Origin of the sequence: Paramicrobacterium salitolerans (assembly GCF_051513965.1) — a bacterium.
In the GTDB taxonomy this organism is placed as follows: domain Bacteria; phylum Actinomycetota; class Actinomycetes; order Actinomycetales; family Microbacteriaceae; genus Paramicrobacterium.
This window is the reverse complement of sequence record NZ_CP195847.1, coordinates 2,509,777-2,522,561: the sequence shown is the minus strand read 5'-3', so window position 1 is coordinate 2,522,561 and position 12,785 is coordinate 2,509,777. Positions and strand designations below refer to the sequence as shown.

The 12,785-nt window shown below is 64.9% G+C and carries 15 protein-coding genes; 12 read left to right on the top strand and 3 right to left on the bottom strand.

Annotation, left to right across the window (positions count from 1 at the left end; all coding sequences use genetic code 11):
* The first annotated feature begins 23 nt into the window (after positions 1 to 23).
* From ACSAGD_RS12175 to ACSAGD_RS12130, 10 genes are all read left to right on the top strand, one after another.
* Positions 24 to 917 (top strand): glycine betaine ABC transporter substrate-binding protein, encoded by an 894-nt coding sequence (locus tag ACSAGD_RS12175; protein WP_437583025.1) that lies wholly within the window; start codon positions 24 to 26, stop codon positions 915 to 917.
* Between the two features lie 114 nt (positions 918 to 1,031).
* Entirely contained in the window at positions 1,032 to 1,991 is a 960-nt protein-coding gene (locus tag ACSAGD_RS12170; RefSeq protein ID WP_437583024.1) for a metal ABC transporter substrate-binding protein, read from the top strand.
* A complete protein-coding gene (locus tag ACSAGD_RS12165; protein WP_437583023.1) occupies positions 1,988 to 2,827 on the top strand; it encodes a metal ABC transporter ATP-binding protein in 840 nt (279 codons plus the stop codon). The genes ACSAGD_RS12170 and ACSAGD_RS12165 overlap by 4 nt, the downstream gene beginning before the upstream one ends.
* A 14-nt stretch (positions 2,828 to 2,841) precedes the next feature.
* On the top strand, positions 2,842 to 3,711 hold the full coding sequence (locus ACSAGD_RS12160; protein ID WP_437585166.1) for a metal ABC transporter permease: 870 nt from the start codon (positions 2,842 to 2,844) through the stop codon (positions 3,709 to 3,711).
* A gap of 103 nt (positions 3,712 to 3,814) precedes the next feature.
* Entirely contained in the window at positions 3,815 to 4,219 is a 405-nt protein-coding gene (locus ACSAGD_RS12155; protein WP_437583022.1) for a Fur family transcriptional regulator, read from the top strand.
* 173 nt (positions 4,220 to 4,392) lie between these two features.
* Positions 4,393 to 4,629, top strand: coding sequence for a 50S ribosomal protein L28 (gene rpmB, locus ACSAGD_RS12150; RefSeq protein ID WP_437583021.1), 237 nt, complete (start codon positions 4,393 to 4,395; stop codon positions 4,627 to 4,629).
* On the top strand, positions 4,629 to 4,796 hold the full coding sequence (gene rpmG, locus ACSAGD_RS12145; RefSeq protein WP_437583020.1) for a 50S ribosomal protein L33: 168 nt from the start codon (positions 4,629 to 4,631) through the stop codon (positions 4,794 to 4,796). The genes rpmB and rpmG overlap by 1 nt, the downstream gene beginning before the upstream one ends.
* Positions 4,797 to 4,798: 2 nt before the next feature.
* Positions 4,799 to 5,104, top strand: a complete 306-nt coding sequence (gene rpsN / locus ACSAGD_RS12140) for a 30S ribosomal protein S14 (protein ID WP_437583019.1) — start codon at positions 4,799 to 4,801, stop codon at positions 5,102 to 5,104.
* Positions 5,105 to 5,380: 276 nt separating this feature from the next.
* Positions 5,381 to 5,668 (top strand): HU family DNA-binding protein, encoded by a 288-nt coding sequence (locus ACSAGD_RS12135; protein ID WP_437583018.1) that lies wholly within the window; start codon positions 5,381 to 5,383, stop codon positions 5,666 to 5,668.
* A 112-nt stretch (positions 5,669 to 5,780) separates the two neighbouring features.
* The gene (locus ACSAGD_RS12130) at positions 5,781 to 7,772 is read left to right on the top strand and encodes a cytochrome c oxidase assembly protein (protein ID WP_437583017.1); all 1,992 of its coding nucleotides are present in this window, start codon (positions 5,781 to 5,783) and stop codon (positions 7,770 to 7,772) included.
* A gap of 35 nt (positions 7,773 to 7,807) precedes the next feature.
* On the opposite strand, the gene ACSAGD_RS12125 is transcribed toward ACSAGD_RS12130, so the two are convergent.
* Positions 7,808 to 8,914 (bottom strand): hypothetical protein, encoded by a 1,107-nt coding sequence (locus tag ACSAGD_RS12125; RefSeq protein WP_437583016.1) that lies wholly within the window; start codon positions 8,912 to 8,914, stop codon positions 7,808 to 7,810.
* 111 nt (positions 8,915 to 9,025) lie between these two features.
* On the opposite strand from ACSAGD_RS12125, the gene ACSAGD_RS12120 reads away from it, so the two are divergent.
* Positions 9,026 to 10,342 carry an ATP-dependent DNA helicase gene (locus tag ACSAGD_RS12120; protein WP_437583015.1) on the top strand — a complete coding sequence of 439 codons (1,317 nt, stop codon included), beginning with the start codon at positions 9,026 to 9,028 and terminating at the stop codon, positions 10,340 to 10,342.
* Positions 10,343 to 10,355: 13 nt separating this feature from the next.
* Here ACSAGD_RS12120 and ACSAGD_RS12115 read toward each other — a convergent pair whose 3' ends face one another.
* Both ACSAGD_RS12115 and ACSAGD_RS12110 read right to left on the bottom strand, forming a co-directional pair.
* Complete coding sequence (locus ACSAGD_RS12115; RefSeq protein ID WP_437583014.1) at positions 10,356 to 11,003, bottom strand: heme oxygenase (biliverdin-producing); 648 nt, start codon at positions 11,001 to 11,003, stop codon at positions 10,356 to 10,358.
* A 68-nt stretch (positions 11,004 to 11,071) separates the two neighbouring features.
* A complete protein-coding gene (locus ACSAGD_RS12110; RefSeq protein WP_437583013.1) occupies positions 11,072 to 11,368 on the bottom strand; it encodes a DUF2470 domain-containing protein in 297 nt (98 codons plus the stop codon).
* A 112-nt stretch (positions 11,369 to 11,480) separates the two neighbouring features.
* Between ACSAGD_RS12110 and ACSAGD_RS12105 the strand changes: the two genes are divergently transcribed.
* Positions 11,481 to 12,749, top strand: coding sequence for a serine hydrolase domain-containing protein (locus ACSAGD_RS12105; RefSeq protein ID WP_437583012.1), 1,269 nt, complete (start codon positions 11,481 to 11,483; stop codon positions 12,747 to 12,749).
* The last annotated feature ends 36 nt before the right edge of the window (positions 12,750 to 12,785 follow it).

Sequence of the window (12,785 nt, the reverse complement as noted above, 5' to 3'; positions counted from 1 at the left end):
TCCCGGGCGTGGAAAGGAAAGATATGAAGAAGCGTATTCTCGCAGCGGCTGCCCTGTCCGTCGCCGCGGTGCTGGGCGTCAGCGGATGCTCCGGCGACACCGGCTCCTCGTCCGCAGAGGGCGGCGACAAGGGCGACATCACCATCGGTGTGTTCAACGGCTGGCCCGAGGGCGAGGCCGCCTCGTACCTGTGGAAGTCGATCCTTGAGGACAAGGGATACAACGTCGAGCTCGAGTACGCCGACGCGGGCCCCGTGTTCGCGGGTGTGGCTGACGGCACGTACGACTTCGCGCTCGACGGATGGCTGCCGCTCACGCATAAGGACTACTTCGAGAAGTTCGGCGACGACATCGTCGACCTCGGTTCGTGGAACGAGGACGCGAAGCTCACGTTCGCGGTGAACGCCGACGCTCCGATCGACTCGCTCGAAGAGCTCGCGGACAACGCTGACGTCTTCGGCAACAAGATCATCGGAATCGAGTCCGGTGCTGGTCTGACGAAGACCACGCAGGACGCCGTCATTCCGGAGTACGGCCTCGAAGACATGGACTTCATCACGTCGTCCACTCCGGCCATGCTCTCCGAGCTGAAGAAGGCCCTCGACAACGACGAGGACATCGTCGTGACGCTGTGGCGTCCGCACTGGGCCTACGATGCCTTCGACATCAAGGACCTCGAGGACCCGAAGAAGGCACTCGGCGAGGCTGAGGCCATCCACACGTTCACCAGCACCAGCTTCGAGGAGGACTTCCCCGAGGTCAACGAATGGCTGAGCAACTTCACGATGGACTCCGACCTTCTCTTCTCGCTTGAGAACGTCATGTACAACACTGACGAGGAGATCAAGGACTTCACCCCCGTGGTGGAGGACTGGATCGCTGAGAACCAGGACTACGTCGACGGCCTCACCAAGTAGGCAGTCAGCTCCGCGAACGGCGGGTGCGCGCTTCGGTGCGCACCCGTCGTTCTGCGTCTGCGCGGCATCCTTTCGATTTTGAAAATCATTATCATTAGTGATTAGATAGCTCTCGTGAAACGAACAGTCCCCACACTCATTGCCGCATCCACCGTCGCGCTCGCCCTGAGCGGCTGCTCGGCGTCTGCAGACTCGGGGGATGCCGAGGGCCTCACACTCGTCGCCTCGACGAACGTCTACGCCGATATCGCGCAGTCGATCGCGGGGGACCGCGTCGAGGTGACCGCGATCATCGACTCGAGCGTCCAAGATCCGCACTCCTACGAGGCCAGTGCGAGCGATCGTCTCGCTGTGACGAAAGCCGACGTCGTCATCGAGAACGGTGGAGGCTACGACTCGTTCATGGACTCCCTCATCGGCGAGGCTAACCCGGTCATCCTGAATGCATCCGAGATCTCGGGGCTCATGCCAGAGGATGCCGGGGAGGACCACGGTCACGATGAGCACGCGCACGAGAGCGACGACCACGAGGGCCACGACCATATCGAGGGCTTCAACGAGCACGTCTGGTACAGCATCGACGCGATGGATCGCCTCGCGAAGCACATCGTCGAGGAGCTGACCGAGCTCGACGGCACGGGTGCTGAGACGTTCCAGAGCAACTACGACGCGTTCGCCGATCGCATCAGCGGGCTCCAGGAGTCGCTTCTCGCGATCGAGGAGGCGCACGGAGGCGAGAGCGTGCTCATCACCGAGCCCGTGCCGCTCTACCTGCTTGAAGGCGCGGGGCTTCAGAACGAGACGCCGGAGGAGTTCTCCGAGGCCGTCGAAGAGGGCAACGACGTATCGCCAACCGTGCTGAACGACGTGATCAAGCTCGTGGACTCCGGCGACATCGCGTTGCTCGCGTACAACGAGCAGACCAGCGGCCGAGTGACAGACGAGGTGAAGGAGGCCGCGGAAGCCGCCGACGTTCCCGTCGTCTCCTTCTCCGAGACCCTTCCCGATGACACCGGCTATCTCGACTGGATGAACGACAACATCGAGGCAGTGAGCGAGGCGCTCTCCGCGTGACCGACGACAGCAAGCAGAAGAATCCCGTGATCGAGGTGAAGGATGCCTCCCTCGGCTTCGGCGACCGCACTCTCTGGTCGAACCTCACGCTCGACGTGCGATCGGGGGAGTTTCTCGCCGTGCTCGGACCGAACGGCTCAGGCAAGACGTCGCTGCTGAAGAGCCTGCTCGGGCAGCAGCAGCTCGATTCCGGGTCGATCCGCATCGCCGGGCATCCCGTGCACCGCGGTGACCGGAGCATCGGCTACATTCCGCAGCAGAAGATCATCCCGCCCGGCACACCCATGCGTGCGCGCGACCTCGTCGGACTCGGCGTCAACGGACATCGGTTCGGCCTGCCCATCATGCGGAGGGCGGAGCGGGAGCGCGTCGACGAGCTTCTTGATTCGGTGGGCGCCACGCACTACGCCGACGAAGCGATCGGCAGCCTCTCGGGCGGTGAGCAGCAGAGGCTTCGTGTGGGGCAGGCGCTCGCGGGAGACCCCGAGGTGCTGCTCTGCGACGAGCCGCTGCTGAGCCTCGACCTTCAGCACCAGCGCGGCGTCAGCGAGCTGATCGATAGGCGGCGCCGCGAGAAGGACACCGCCGTCGTGTTCGTCACGCACGACGTCAACCCCGTGCTGGGTATGGTGGACCGCATTCTCTACTTCGCGGGAGGACGCTTCCTCGAGGGAACACCCGACGAGGTGCTGCAGTCCGATGTGCTCTCAGACCTCTACGAAACGCCAGTGCAGTGCATCCGCACCGGCGGCCGCGTCGTCGTCGTGGGCGTTCCGGACGCCGAGACGACGCATCACCACGATCACGAGGGCGTGCCGACGGAGGGAGCCTCATGAGCCCGCTCGCGCACATGGTCGTCGCGGCATCCGATGACAGCATCTGGTCGCGACTGTTCAGCTTCGAAGACTACGGCGAACTGCTCGCGCTCGTGCACAACTCCGTCATCGCGGGGGCCGTGCTCGGCATCGTCGGCGGTCTCATCGGCGTGTTCGTCATGCAGCGGGACATGGCCTTCGCGGTGCACGGCATCAGCGAGCTCTCGTTCGCGGGTGCTGCGGCCGCGCTTCTGCTCGGCATGAACGTCGTCGCCGGGTCCGTGTTCGGTGCGTTGCTCTCGGCCGTCATGATCGGCGTTCTCGGGTCGAAGGCACGCGACCGCAACTCGATCATCGGGGTGCTCATGCCGTTCGGGCTCGGTCTCGGCATCCTCTTCCTCTCCCTCTATCCGGGGCGCACGGCGAACAAGTTCGGTCTGCTCACCGGGCAGATCATCGCGGTCGACAATCCACAGCTCGGCTGGCTGATCGGAATCTCGATCGTCGTGCTGATCGGACTGCTGTGGATGTGGCGCCCGTTGAGCTTCGACAGCCTGGATGCCGACGTGGCGGCCGCCCGCGGCGTCCCCACGCGCGCCATCTCGCTGATCTTCATGGTGCTTCTCGGACTCATCGTCGCGGTCTCGGTGCAGATCATCGGCGCCCTGCTCGTCCTCGCCCTGCTCGTGACACCCGCGGCCGCGGCGCTCCGGCTCTCGAGTTCGCCGATCGTCGTCCCGCTGCTGGCGGTCGCCTTCGGGTTCGTCTCGGCGGTCGGCGGCATCATGCTGGCCCTCGGCGGTTCCCTCCCGATCAGCCCGTACATCACGACGATCTCGTTCGCGATCTACCTCGTCGCGCGCCTTCTCGGACTGCGCCGGCACGCTCGCCCTGCGGTCCGGTGACCTGGCAGGCGTCGGTGCGCCGGCATCCCCGTCATCACGCCTCGCGCTCGGCCAAAGCTCGGCGCGGGACGGGTAGCCTAGAGGGGTATCAAGGAGGTCTGCGATGGTCGTGAGGCGCAACACGTGGCAGCGTGAGGCTGTGCGCGAGGCGCTGGATTCGGCGAACGGGTTCATCAGCGCGCAGGGGCTGCATTCGCAGCTCAAGGATGCTGGGGCCCACATCGGGCTCGCGACGGTCTATCGTGCGCTGGCCGACCTCACGACGGACGGCGACGCCGACTCTCTGCAGTCTCCCGAGGGCGAGGCACTGTATCGCGCGTGCGAGAGCACCGCACACCACCATCATCTGATCTGCCGCACCTGCGGCCTCACGGTGGAGATCGAGGCCGGCGAGGTCGAGAGATGGGCTCGTTCGATCGCCACGGAGCACGGCTTCACCGACTCTCGCCACATCGTCGACATCTTCGGGCTCTGCGCCCAGTGCACGGCCGCTCAGAACCGCGTCTGAACCGAAAGCGTCGCCGAGCGAACCCTGTGAAGTGTGAGGATGCCGCTGTGCTAAAGTATCTCTTTGGCTGATCGGCCCTCTCGACCGATCGTGCCGCGCGAGCCCCTCGGGGCGAGCGCCGACAAGAGATCTTGGGCAGAGCATCCGCTCTGCGGTACTGAAGGAGAATCACTATGGCAGCAGTGTGCCAGGTGACCGGCGCCGTTCCCGGCTTCGGACACAACATCTCACACTCGCACCGACGCACCAAGCGTCGTTTCGATCCGAACATCCAGAAGAAGACCTACTACGTTCCGTCGCTTCGTCGTAACGTGACGCTCACCGTGAGCGCCAAGGGCATCAAGGTCATCGACGCACGTGGCATCGAGTCCGTCGTCCAGGACCTTCTCGCACGTGGGGAGAAGATCTAATGGCTAAGGCTCAGGACGTTCGTCCCATCATCAAGCTTCGGTCGACGGCCGGCACCGGGTACACCTACGTGACCCGCAAGAACCGCCGTAACAACCCTGACCGTCTTGTGCTGAAGAAGTACGACCCCGTCGTACGCAAGCACGTCGACTTCCGCGAGGAGCGCTAAACATGGCTAAGAAGAGCAAGATCGCTCGCAACGAGCAGCGTAAGGCCGTCGTTGCGCGCTACGAAGAGAAGCGTCGTGAGCTGAAGAAGGCTCTCGTCGACCCCAAGGGCACCGACGAGTCGCGTGAGGCCGCTCGTGTCGCTCTGCAGAAGCTGCCGCGCGACGCATCGCCGGTTCGCGTCCGCAACCGCGACGCGATCGACGGTCGCCCGCGTGGAATCCTGAACCGTTTCGGCATCTCGCGTGTTCGCTTCCGCGAGATGGCACACCGTGGCGAGCTGCCCGGCGTGACCAAGTCGAGCTGGTGAGACCACCTGCGAAGGAGGCGTCGACCCGTCAGGGTCGGCGCCTCTTTCCGCTATTCGGCCAGGAAGACCGCCAAATCCGCGCAAAATGACCCTGAGCGACCCTTTTTCTGGGAATTTGGGGCGACACACCGTCTGAAAGTGCCCGAAAACCCCCAGAAATCCGCGAAATGACGCGGTTCTCTGTTACATTCATCGAGTCACAGAACCTCGATGAGACTGTTCACGGGGGCCGTAAACGCGTGATTCACGCAGCAATCGTCCGAGGAGGACAATTCAATGGCTGATAAGTCGCTCAACAAGACCGAGCTCGTCGCGAAGATCGCCTCGTCGACCGGCCAGAGCCAGGCTGCCGTCGGTGGCGTGCTCGACTCGCTGTTCGCCGAGCTTGCTGACGCTGTCAGCAACGGCGTCAAGGTTTCGATCCCCGGCTGGCTCGCCGTCGAGCGCACTGACCGTGCTGCTCGCACCGGCCGCAACCCGCAGACCGGCGAGACCATCAACATCCCGGCCGGCCACTCGGTCAAGGTGACCGCTGGCTCGAAGCTCAAGGCTGCTGTCAAGTAACCTCAGCTTTACTCCGAGAGGGGCACGGCGTCTGACGCCGTGCCCCTCTCGCGTGCTTGCGGGACGGAGCACGCGAGCTGAGACACTCAGCCGGCACGCGTACCCTTGATATGTGACCCGTACTGTGCGCGTTCTCGGCCCTGCCGTGCTGCTTTCTGCTGCCCTCATCGCGGTGTTCGCGGGACTCGCGATCGGTGGAGGCGCGGACGCTCCCGCGATCGGCGACCCCGGCCCCGTTGTGCGCTACGGCCTGCCGATCGTGAAGCTCGTCGTTAACCTGAGCATGGCGGTGACGCTCGGCACGATCGTGATCGCGCTCTTCGCCCTCGACAGCACGCGGCCCGCCTACACACGCGCTCTCGACATTGCGGCATCCGGCGCGGGTCTCTACACCGTGTCCTCCGCGGCGACGGCGCTGTTCACATTCCTCAACATCACGGGAACGCCGTTCTCGTTCGGCAATGACTTCGGGCAGAAGATCGCCGTGTTCTTCACAGATGTCGAGGCGGGGCAAGCGTGGCTCATCACGACGCTCATCGCCGCGGCGGTCACGGTGCTGTGCTTCGCGGTGCGCAACCAGACCGGGCTCGCCTTCGTCGGAGTGCTCGCGTTGGTCTCTCTCGTGCCGATGGCCGAGCAGGGCCACGCGGCGGGCGCGGCGAGCCACGACGCCGCTGTGAACGGTCTGGGACTGCACCTGCTCTTCGCCGCGGTCTGGCTCGGTGGGCTCGTCGCAATCATCCTCCTGCGTCGCCAGCTGGAGGGTGCGGAGCTGACGCGCGTCCTCAGCCGGTACTCCACGGTTGCGCTCGTCTGCTTCATCGTCGTCGCGCTCTCCGGCTACGTGAGCGCCCAGCTGCGCATCGGCACGTGGGCCGACGTCCTCTCTCCATACGGCTTCCTCGTCGTGCTGAAGGCGCTGGCACTCATCGCACTCGGTCTGTTCGGCGCCATGTATCGTCGCTGGGTCATCAGACGGATGCCGCAGGGCGACAGCTCCATCACGAAGGGGCAGCGCCGCGGCGCTGGCATGTTCTGGGGCCTCGCTGTCGCGGAGCTTGCCTTCATGGGCATCGCCTCGGGAGTCGCCGCCGCCCTCGCCCGAAGCGCGCCGCCTGTCCCTCAGGAGGCTCCCGCGACGGGCACGCCCGCGGTCCTGCTGACCGGAGATCCGCTGCCGCCGCCCCTCCAGCCACTCGCGTTCATCACGGCATGGCGCATCGACCTCATCTGGTTGCTGGTCGTCGGCTTCGGAATCTTCTTCTACCTCGCCGGTGTGATCCGTCTGAAGAAACGCGGTGACAGCTGGTCCACGCTGCGCACGGTCTCCTGGATCTCAGGACTCCTCCTGCTGCTCTGGCTCACGGGTGGCGCCACGAACGTCTACCAGAAGTACATGTTCAGCGTGCACATGCTCGAGCACATGGGTCTCACCATGGCCGTTCCCGTGCTGCTTGTGCCCGGTGCTCCGTTCACACTCGCACTGCGTGCCATCCATAAGCGCACCGACGGCTCACGCGGTGCACGCGAGTGGATTCTCATCTTCGTCCACTCCAAGTACGCGACCTTCCTCAGCCACGGCGTGGTCGCCGCAGTGCTGTTCGCCGGCTCTCTCTGGGTGTTCTACTACTCGCCGCTGCTGCGCTGGGCGATGGAGGAGCACATCGGGCACGAGTGGATGATCGCGCACTTCCTCATCACCGGCTACCTGTTCGTGAACGCGCTCATCGGCATCGACCCGGGGCCGCAGCGCCTCGGGTACCCGATGCGACTGCTTCTGCTGCTTGCGACGATGGCCACGCACGCGTTCTTCGGTCTGTCGATCATGATGAGCACGGGACTGTTCGCCGCGGACTGGTTCGGCGCGATGGGGCGCACGTGGGGCGCGACACCGCTGGAGGACCAGTTCGTCGGCGGCGGCATCGCGTGGAGCGTCGGCGAGATTCCGACGATGATTCTCGCGATCGTCGTCGGAGTGCAATGGGCGAAGTCCGATACGAAGATGCAGAAGCGCCTCGACCGCGCGGCAGACCGCAACGGCGACGCTGAGCTGCGCGCCTACAACGCGGAGCTCGCGAAGCTGGCCGAGCACGACAGAGCGTGACGATGAGGATGCCGCGGCGAGCGGCATCCTGTCAGCTACTCGTCGCTGCCGCTGTCCTTCGTGAGCACCTGCGCCGTGACCGTGCCATCGGCGAACAGGTAGACGTTGCCGAACGCCTTGAACGGCACCCGCTCGGTCACCGACGAGATCGAACCGTCGGCGAGGTCCTGAACGTCGACCTTGAGCGTCGCGGTCGCGGCCGAGTTCGGGATCTCCCACGAGTTGGTGCCCGGTTCGAGCGTGATCTCCGGATACTCCGTGATCTCCCACGCCGGGTCACCGGAAACGCGGTCCTGGATGGTGAAGCCGAAGGGGCAGCCGGTCGGCTGGAGCACCTTCTGCGTTGCGCACTCGTCGAGCTGCGCGTTGAACTGCTTCTGGGCCTCTTCGATGAACTCGTCGGTCGGCTCGGCGTCAACGGCGGCCTCCTCGACGTTGCCGGGAGTGTCGGCGAAGACGGTGGTCTCTTCGGCGGTCAGAAGATCGGTGTCGACCGTGTAGGTGTATTCGCCGGGCGTGAAGACGAGAACGTTCACGATGTTCTCAAACGCCGGCTTGGTCTTCTTGGGGGCGACCTGACGCACATCGAAGTCAGCGCCGTTCATCGAGAAGAGGGTCGTGTGATTGACGCTGAGGTTGACTGCCGCGAGCGGACTCGTCGCGAATGCCCAGCCGCTGAAGAAACCGCCCTGCTTCTTCAGCTCGAAGGTCGTCGAGCCCTCGTTCTCGCCCAGGGTGTACTCGAATGTGACACGTCGGATGCCGTCGCCGCCGGCTTCGTCCGAGACGAACGACACGTCGGAGACGTCAGGCATGACGCTGCCGCGCAGCAGCGCCGAGGACGAGTTATCGGGGAGCCCTGCACCCTTGAGGTCGCCGGAGGAGAGCGTGACTCCCGGAATCTGAAGCGCCGCTGCGGCATCCTTGCGCTGAAGCGCGTCGAAGTACTCGCTGACAGTGCCGCGTGCGCCGTAGACGGTGCGTTGCAGTGAGCCGACCGCGCTGGCGGCGGCACCGAGGAACATGACCGCGACGATCACCCAGATGATGATGAAGCGTGTCTTCTCCGGATTCGAGGGGCGCGCTGCGGGCGGCCCCGAGGGAACGGGACTTGCTGGTGCTGGCGGCTGTACCTGACTCACATCCGCAATCCTAGGGCAGGGGAACGACGCCCGCGACGGGTAGTGCTCCCCTGGCGACTATCATGGTGGGGTCTCCCGTGCACCCGCCTGAAATGAGGTCGCCTGCCCATCATGACGGATTTCGTCCTCGCCACGGAGCAGCAGGCCGTCTTCGATCTGATCGAGAAGACGCGCGATCATATCTTCGTCACGGGGCGCGCCGGCACGGGCAAATCAACGCTGCTGAACGAGTTGGCGTGGCGCACAGAGAAACAGCTCGTCATCGCCGCCCCGACGGGAGTCGCGGCGCTCAACGTCGGTGGGCAGACCATCCACTCGCTGTTCCGGTTGCCGATCGGCGTCATCGCCGACAGCGACATCGACCAGAACGACACCGTCCGCAAACTGCTGAACACCATCGAGACACTCGTGATCGACGAGGTGTCGATGGTGAACGCGGATCTCATGGATGCCATCGACCGCAGTCTTCGTCAGGCACGCCAGAGGAAGAGCGAGCCGTTCGGGGGCGTGCAGATCGTGCTGTTCGGCGACCCGTACCAGCTCGCTCCGGTTCCCGGCGATCCGGAGGAGCGCGCGTACTTCGCCGACACCTACCGCTCCATGTGGTTCTTCGACGCGAAAGTGTGGCTTGAGGCGCCGCTCACGATCGTCGAGCTGACAGAGGTCCACCGCCAGAGCGACTCCGACTTCAAGCGCATGCTGAACGCCGTGCGGCACGGTCGGGTGACAGCTGACATCGCGGGCAAGCTCAACGCGATGGGGGCTCGTACACCCCCGGATGACGGGACAATCACGCTCGCGTCACGGAATGACAGTGTGAACCGCATCAACAATCGTGCACTCGCGCAGCTGCCCGGTCGGTCGCTCAGTGCGAAGGCCGAGATCACCGGAGACTTCGGCGGTCGCGCGTACCCCGCAGAGGAGACCCTGGAGCTCAAGGAAGGCGCGCAGGTGATGTTCCTGCGCAACGACGGCGGAGGCGACGGCGGGCCCCGCTGGGTCAACGGCACGATCGGAACCGTCACGCGCATCACCTCGAACGTGTTCGTCGAGATCGACGGCGAGGAGCACGAAGTCGAGCCTGCCACGTGGGAGAAGTACCGGTACACGTACTCTCCGCTGACCAAGCGGCTGAAGCGTGAGATCGTCGCCGAGTTCGAGCAGTTTCCGCTGCGCTTGGCGTGGGCGGTCACGATCCACAAATCGCAGGGCAAGACCTACGATCGCGCCGTCGTCGACCTCGGCGGCCGCGCCTTCAGCCCCGGCCAGACGTACGTCGCGCTGAGTCGGCTGACCTCGCTCGAAGGGCTCTACCTCACACGTCCGCTGCGGCCGAGCGACATCATCGTCGATCGCGACGTGCAGCGTTTCATGGCGGGCGCGACCCGCGTGGCGGGGGAGGATGCCGCGTCAGCGACGAAGCGCTGAGGACGGCGTCCCGCTAGGCCGCCTTTCCGTGTTTCGCGTCGTCGAGGTCGCGGAACAGGTCGGAGTTGAAGCGGTAGGCCAGGAGCGTCTCCTCGATCATGCGCTCGCGCTCGATGTCGTTCCACGGCGCCGCGTCGAGGGTCGCGCGATACTCGTTCTTGAAGGCATCCAGATCGTCGATCTCGTCGAAGGCGTAGAATTCGACGCCGCGGCGATCGAACCCGAAGTGGCGCTTCATGAGGCGCGCAATGAACTGGCCGCCCGAGAGGTCTCCGAGGTAGCGCGTGTAGTGGTGTGCGATGAAGCCCGTGGGCCAGTCGGCGACCTCGCGGATGCGATCCGCGTACGCGCGCGTGGTCGGCAGCGGCGCGATCTGGGAGCGCCACTCGGAGCCCAGCAGGTGCTCGAGGTCCGCTTCGAGCAGCGGCATCCGCGTCAGCTCTGAACGCAGGAACGGCTGGGCGATCGGGTCATCGGCAAGGGATGCCGCGCAGCTTTCGAGCGCGTCGTAGATGTACCAGTGCTGCACCGACAGTGCCGTGTAGTCGTCGCAGGTGCCGTCGCCGCGCATCAGGTCGCGCATGAAGCCGGCGCCCTCGCTGTCGGAGTGCGAGGCGCGAGTGCGCTCCGCGAGCAGGGCTGAGAAGCGTGAGTCCGTCATAGCTCTCCATCGGGTTGGTTAGGCTTGCCTAAGTGTACCGATCGAAGGCCTCCGTGTCACGGGTCGATTCAGAGCGCTCCGTCGGCGAGGCGCTTCTCAGCGTTGCGGAACACCTCGACGATCGCTCGGCGGACGTCCTTGCGCTCGAGGACCTCGCGCGTCCACGGGATGCGTGTGACGACACGCTGCCCCTCGGCATCCGTGTACTCCCAATCTCCGCCATCGCCGTCGAGCCCGATCATGCTGACCTCGGCGGCCGAGGCATCAGCGTAGGCGCGCACGATCGTCACGTTGTCCGCCGTGTGATCGGAGTTCATGTGAGACAGGACGGCGTTCACCACGTCGGCGTCGAAATGCTGAGTCATGCCCACAGTTAATCAGTTTGTGATGTGCAATAGGAGGATGGTGAGGCATCGACACAGATTGCACCGTTAGAATCCACGGAGTGATCTGGGGGAGATCCGGGGGAGGTTCAGTGTGAGAGTGTTCGGGCACGGTACGCGGGCGGGAGCCGCACTCGCCATGATCGGTGCGGCTCTGTTGGTGCTCACGGGGTGCTCGGGCGGTGGACAGCCCGACGTGACGCTGGGGCCTCAGGCCGAGGGAAAGCTGCCGAGCGAGACCACGAAGCTCATCGACGAGGCGGTCGACGCCGCTATCTCGGCATCCGCATCGTCTGGTGCGATCGTCGGGGTCTGGGCGCCATGGGCGGGCACGAGCCTCAAGGGCTACGGCGTGACCGAGATCGATGGCAAGACCAAGATGGAACCCGATATGGCGTTCCGCATCGGCGCCAACACGCGACCCATGAGCTGCACGGTGCTGCTCGGACTCGTCGACGACGGAGTCGTCGAGTTGAATGACAAGGTGTCGTCGTATCTTCCCGGCATGGTCGGCGCGGAGGGCGTGACGTTCAAGCAGCTCTGCCAAGGCACGAGCGGCTACGGCAGCTACCGCGGCAATCTCGACACCATCTTCATCCAGAACCCCGAGCGCGTGTGGGCGCCCCTCGAACTCTTCAACGACGGACTGGCGACCCACGAGGCGACGCCCGGGGAATCGTTCTCGTCGGCAGACACCGGCTACGTGCTGCTGGGAATCGCGCTCGAGGCGGCGACGAACAAAACCTTCTCGGAACTGTACGAGAAGTACGTGTTCACCCCCCTCGGGCTGGAGAACACCTCACTTCCGGCGCCCAAGGACGTGTCGCTGCCCGACACGGCGCTGCATAGCTACGAGGCCCTGAAGGTCGATGGCAAGCTGCAGTGCGATAAGCCGTACGACGAGTCGAAGCTCTCGTCGTCGATGGGCTTCTCATCGACAGGTGTGGTCGCGACCGCGGATGAACTGCACACGTTCTCACAGGCGTTCGCTCAGTCGAAGCTGTTCAGCAAGGGGGCGGCGAAGCAGCAGAAGGAGACGCGTCCGATCAGCGACGACGCTCCCTCCTGGCAGCAATACGGCTTCGGAACCTACCACTACGGTCCGCTGTACGGTCAGGCCGGCGACGTGCCCGGCTTCATCACGGCATCCCTCTCCGACCCCGCGTCGGGCATGACTGTCGTCGTCATGCTCAACAACTCGACGGCGGGCGGCGCACTGGCGCTGAACCTCGCGATGCAGGTCGCGTCGTACGCGTCGAAGGTTCCTGCGGCGAAGGGACACAAGGCGCCGGAGCTCGACCTGCCTTGGTCGGCAGAGCAGATGGCGAAGGGCGTCAGCGACAGCGCGGTCTGTCAGGGCTGATCGCGCGGCATCCGTCACCTTCTGTCACGCAGCCAG

Bases quoted from the DNA above. Each gene is read 5' to 3' on its own strand.
- ACSAGD_RS12175 (WP_437583025.1), top strand. From the start codon at position 24: ATGAAGAAGCGTATTCTCGCAGCGGCTGCCCTGTCCGTCGCCGCGGTG.
- ACSAGD_RS12110 (WP_437583013.1), bottom strand. From the start codon at position 11,368: ATGACTCAGCATTTCGACGCCGACGTGGTGAACGCCGTCCTGTCTCAC.
- ACSAGD_RS12120 (WP_437583015.1), top strand. From the start codon at position 9,026: ATGACGGATTTCGTCCTCGCCACGGAGCAGCAGGCCGTCTTCGATCTG.
- rpmB (WP_437583021.1), top strand. From the start codon at position 4,393: ATGGCAGCAGTGTGCCAGGTGACCGGCGCCGTTCCCGGCTTCGGACAC.
- ACSAGD_RS12160 (WP_437585166.1), top strand. From the start codon at position 2,842: ATGGTCGTCGCGGCATCCGATGACAGCATCTGGTCGCGACTGTTCAGC.
- rpsN (WP_437583019.1), top strand. From the start codon at position 4,799: ATGGCTAAGAAGAGCAAGATCGCTCGCAACGAGCAGCGTAAGGCCGTC.
- rpmG (WP_437583020.1), top strand. From the start codon at position 4,629: ATGGCTAAGGCTCAGGACGTTCGTCCCATCATCAAGCTTCGGTCGACG.
- ACSAGD_RS12155 (WP_437583022.1), top strand. From the start codon at position 3,815: ATGGTCGTGAGGCGCAACACGTGGCAGCGTGAGGCTGTGCGCGAGGCG.
- ACSAGD_RS12115 (WP_437583014.1), bottom strand. From the start codon at position 11,003: ATGACGGACTCACGCTTCTCAGCCCTGCTCGCGGAGCGCACTCGCGCC.
- ACSAGD_RS12135 (WP_437583018.1), top strand. From the start codon at position 5,381: ATGGCTGATAAGTCGCTCAACAAGACCGAGCTCGTCGCGAAGATCGCC.